Source organism: Weissella sp. DD23, assembly GCF_001579105.1.
In the GTDB taxonomy this organism is placed as follows: domain Bacteria; phylum Bacillota; class Bacilli; order Lactobacillales; family Lactobacillaceae; genus Weissella; species Weissella cibaria.
The window spans coordinates 22179-26320 of sequence record NZ_KQ970394.1; the positions used below are offsets into that span (position 1 = coordinate 22179).

At 44.6% G+C, this 4142-nt stretch carries 7 protein-coding genes; 6 read left to right on the top strand and 1 reads right to left on the bottom strand.

Annotated elements, in window-relative coordinates; translation table 11 throughout:
- From WEIDD23_RS13615 to WEIDD23_RS07585, 5 genes are all read left to right on the top strand, one after another.
- On the top strand, positions 1-940 hold a 940-nt coding region (locus WEIDD23_RS13615; RefSeq protein ID WP_197458840.1), incomplete at its 5' end, for a GA module-containing protein.
- A gap of 136 nt (positions 941-1076) precedes the next feature.
- On the top strand, positions 1077-1745 hold the full coding sequence (locus WEIDD23_RS07570) for a hypothetical protein (RefSeq protein ID WP_010375409.1): 669 nt from the start codon (positions 1077-1079) through the stop codon (positions 1743-1745).
- A 153-nt stretch (positions 1746-1898) separates the two neighbouring features.
- The gene (locus tag WEIDD23_RS07575) at positions 1899-2258 is read left to right on the top strand and encodes a TetR/AcrR family transcriptional regulator (RefSeq protein ID WP_062358885.1); all 360 of its coding nucleotides are present in this window, start codon (positions 1899-1901) and stop codon (positions 2256-2258) included.
- A gap of 12 nt (positions 2259-2270) precedes the next feature.
- On the top strand, positions 2271-2627 hold the full coding sequence (locus WEIDD23_RS07580) for a hypothetical protein (protein WP_010375413.1): 357 nt from the start codon (positions 2271-2273) through the stop codon (positions 2625-2627).
- Positions 2628-2725: 98 nt separating this feature from the next.
- On the top strand, positions 2726-3247 hold the full coding sequence (locus WEIDD23_RS07585; protein ID WP_010375415.1) for a hypothetical protein: 522 nt from the start codon (positions 2726-2728) through the stop codon (positions 3245-3247).
- A gap of 53 nt (positions 3248-3300) precedes the next feature.
- Here WEIDD23_RS07585 and WEIDD23_RS07590 read toward each other — a convergent pair whose 3' ends face one another.
- Positions 3301-3846 carry a TetR/AcrR family transcriptional regulator gene (locus WEIDD23_RS07590; protein WP_010375417.1) on the bottom strand — a complete coding sequence of 182 codons (546 nt, stop codon included), beginning with the start codon at positions 3844-3846 and terminating at the stop codon, positions 3301-3303.
- A gap of 87 nt (positions 3847-3933) precedes the next feature.
- Between WEIDD23_RS07590 and WEIDD23_RS13620 the strand changes: the two genes are divergently transcribed.
- Positions 3934-4142, top strand: a 209-nt coding sequence (locus WEIDD23_RS13620; protein WP_197458841.1) for a hypothetical protein, incomplete at its 3' end; no start/stop codon positions are given.

Sequence of the window (4142 nt, forward strand, 5' to 3'; positions counted from 1 at the left end):
GACCGCAGGCGATGGCGGAACGACTCCAGGTGATGGCACAACCCCAGGCGATGGCGGAACGACTCCAGGTGATGGCACAACTCCAGGCGGTGATGGCACAACTCCAGGCGGTGATGGCACAACTTCAGGCGACGGTGGCACAACCCCAGGTGATGGCGGCACGACCTCAGGCAATGGCGACTCAGCGCCAGTTGCTACAGATGTTATTGCACCAACTAGCGATACAGGCGCAGCTCCGGCAGCTTTGGAAAATGCAGATGTAGCTGGTGCAAACAACGGTGGTGCTACCGGCGCGGTACCTGCTAGCGATAATGCTGGTATACCCGCGGTCACCTCAACAGATGGCGGTACGAATGGCGGTAACTCTACTGACACTTCGACAAGTGCTGTGCCGACTGATTCAACGCCAGTAACGATGAATACTAACGGTGTTGGCATAGACAGTACACCGACTGGTGGCAGTCTTGCCTACACAGCTGATACGTCGCTACAAGACGCTAAAAATGCAGCTAATGGGGATGTTGATAAGATGAAGGGCTTGTCAGATGCTGAAAAGCAGGGGTACAAGGATCGCATTAATTCAGCAACGACGCCTGATGAAGTTAAAGCTATTTTGAGCGATGCACAAAATCAAAATGATAGCCAAATTAAGGCTGATAAATTAGCCGATAAGAAGAAAGCAGCAATTGCTGAAATTAATAAAATGCAGCATTTGTCTGATGAACAAAAACGAGACTTCATTGACCGTGTTGATGACGCTCGTACTGTTAACGGTGTTGACCGTATCTTGAATCAAGCACGTGAACAAAATGTTGAAAAAGAAGTAGCTGATGCACCTGAAAGTGAAAGTGCCTTTAACATTTGGCCATATATTATTGCGTTGTTGCTAGGTAGCACCGCAATTCTAGCTTGGGTAAATCGTGGAAACTCAAACGATTAAGTCGTAAGCATATAAATCTAAGAGAACCAGTGTAACTGCTGGTTCTTTTTTATCGAGTATTATTTTCCGGATTTCTGACATACAGGAAATAAATCAGTTTACAATATTACGTATGATTTAAAGAGGAGTTAGTTAAATGAGTAAAGGGTTTATTGCCGGTGTTGCAACGGCATTAGTAGTTGTTGCGGTTGGTGGCGCAGGGGCGTACGCGGTTGTACAACATCAGTCACAACAGAAAGCGTTGCAAACGGAGCAAGCGAAAACACGGTCGATGTCAGCGAAGTTGGCTTCCGCACAAGTTAAGCAATCATCTGCTAAAACACAAACATCGCAAACGGTAGCCTCATCGGCATCTGTGGCCTCGTCAGCTAGTTCATCATCACGGCAGTCACCAAATGATATTTTTGATAACTTGCCTCAGAAGACACAATTAGCACTGATAATTACGGCAGCGTGGAATGATGGTAATCCTTATATGAACACGCATTACGGTGTGTACATGGGGACGGCAAACAAGATTGTTATCTATGATTATGGTGAGGGCGCAGGCGGTTGGGCAGATCACGTCGCCCGTTTTGTGGATAATCATGATGGATCGTTTACGGTAGCTTGGCCTCATACGACGACTGATAATGCATCGGCAAATTCGGATAACACCACATGGCAAGATCATTCAACAATCACGAAAGCGGATATGTTGGCACGCTTCTATGCAACGGATGCTGAAAAGGCAACCGTAACAGCAGTTGAAGAGGAATTGGATCTATCGACAATCAACAAGGCGTTTGATTTATTGCCTGCTTAAGTAAGTGAATAAAGCGTAAAGGAGACGATGGTCATCATCGGCTCCTTTTTTTAAGGCTGGATATCATAATGAGTAAAGTGATTATTCTTGACCAATCAGTCAAATAAGCAATATAATAATATTGAACGAACGGTCAAGAAAAAAGGAGGCGACATGGCAAGACAGCGAAACTTTGACAAAGCAGCGATTGCAAAACAATTGATACCGGTTTTCATTACCCGTGGGTATGAAGGTGCATCGGTGTCGGAACTTGTCGCAGCATCCGGCTTATTACGGGGCAGTTTATATGCGGCATACGGTAGTAAGTTAGGAATTTTTGTGGCCGGCCTACAACAGTTACCGACGCTCGATGCATTAACTGAGCAAGAATTAGATTTTTTGATTGTTGCGTTACTAGAAGTTGCACCGAATAATCCGGTGGTGAAGAACTTTTTACAGGATTACTTGGTGGACATTGATACAGAACAATTAGCGGTTAAGATCGGTTTACAGATATTAGCAAAGGCAAAATGATAGGGGGATATCATGGCAATTAATTCAGTAACGTTTGGGGAACAAACACTAACAATTACAATCAACGGACTAGACAAGATGTGGAGCTTCAAAAGTAATTTGGTAATCCCGTATACACATATCGCGGGAGCAACATTAGATAATGAAGCATTGGCAGAACCAAAGGGGATGAAATGGCCTGGTTTACGTGTGCCGGGTAAGTATGCGGGTACCTTCATTTTAGAGGGTGAAAAAACGTTCTATAATGCTGAAATCGGTGGCAACGACGTCATCGTTGTACAACTTCATGATGAGGAATACGTTCGCCTAGTATTGAGCGTGGATGATGGCGTTGATATTGTTAATACCATCAACCAACACGTCATGTAAAGATTCTCGTGTGGTCGGTCCAAGGCATATCATTTAACATTTGAACGAATTAAGCGTAGGCTAGAGGTATCCAACGGCTACGAAAGGAGTTCAACGTTATGGACGCAATGGAGAAGGCACAACGGATCGAAAATTGGTTGCAGCAAAATGGCTCAGTACAGGTGATGGTTGCAGAATTCATGGCCAAAAATCCGCCGGTGACGGTACAAGAATTTTTGGCCACGAATGATTGCAGCAATAAGCCTGAAACGGGTCTTGAGGGAATTTTGACGCAAGAGGGGCTTTGGTACGATTTGCGTGGATCACACAGCATGATGCTGAATGCGTTGGCAGCGCGTGATTTAAACACGACAATTGAAGACTATATTAAGTCGGTACCAAAGGTTTGCTACACAGCAATGACGGCATATGCCATGAAAATTACAGGCGCAATGAGTGTACACAATGGTGTGCAACAATACGCGAATGACATGACGCCAGCGCAGCGTAAAGCGTTGGATGAATTTGCGACGGCAGGTTTAATTACGGTTAAGCCTGAACCGGTGCGGATTCCACCAAGAATGAAGGTGCAATTCGTGAAGTTGGTACAGCGACAAAGACAAGTACTCGCGGCTAACTAGAGAAAGAGGCCTAATGAAAACGCACAACTCTGTGATGGAGTTGTGCGTTTTTGTTAGTTATGGTGATATAAGGCGTGCCAGTCATCTGACATGGTGCCGGTTTGCAATAACGTGGCAATTTGATCAATTGGCTCCTGACAATCACGTTGCAGCCATAAAAGAATCACACTCATAAAGTGTGCCACAATCATTTCCTTGGCATAAATCTCAGGCAGACCGTGTGGTTTGACCTGAACATTCTCCAATAGAATGAGTTTGAGCTTGTACTGGAATTGCAAATCAGCACCGCTGAAAAGTAACCCGCGGAGCAGTTGACGTTCACCGTATAAATACGTCAGCAAACTATGCGTACCAGTTGGCGTTAAGATTTCAGACTGACTACCAGGATTATCGTGAACAATCTGTTGGATTGCTGATAACAGATCGGCAGCCAAGATTTCGACCAGCGCATATTTGTCCTCGTAGTGTAAATAGAAAGTGCCACGATTGATGCCGGCAGCTTTCACAATGGCAGCGACGGTGATTTTATCGAACGTATTTTGTTGCATGAGTTGGGTAAAAGCGATTTTGATCTTCGCTGGGGCACTTTCAGTTTTCATAAATCAACACTCCGTTCATTTTCGTTCATTGGTTTTTAGTCTAAATGTTTTAAGATAAAAATGAAAGTAGGGGTATAGGAGGCAAATATGAACGACGAAGACATGAAGAAACAAACGATGAATCATAATTCGCATGACAATCACGACCACATGCAGCATACTAACCACGATATGCACGATATGCACGATATGCACGATATGCACGATATGCACGATATGCACGATATGCACGATATGCACGATATGCACGATATGCACGATATGCACGATATGCACGATATGCACGATATGCACGA

Bases quoted from the DNA above. Each gene is read 5' to 3' on its own strand.
- WEIDD23_RS07580 (WP_010375413.1), top strand. From the start codon at position 2,271: ATGGCAATTAATTCAGTAACGTTTGGGGAACAAACACTAACAATTACA.
- WEIDD23_RS07575 (WP_062358885.1), top strand. From the start codon at position 1,899: ATGGCAAGACAGCGAAACTTTGACAAAGCAGCGATTGCAAAACAATTG.
- WEIDD23_RS07590 (WP_010375417.1), bottom strand. From the start codon at position 3,846: ATGAAAACTGAAAGTGCCCCAGCGAAGATCAAAATCGCTTTTACCCAA.
- WEIDD23_RS07570 (WP_010375409.1), top strand. From the start codon at position 1,077: ATGAGTAAAGGGTTTATTGCCGGTGTTGCAACGGCATTAGTAGTTGTT.
- WEIDD23_RS07585 (WP_010375415.1), top strand. From the start codon at position 2,726: ATGGACGCAATGGAGAAGGCACAACGGATCGAAAATTGGTTGCAGCAA.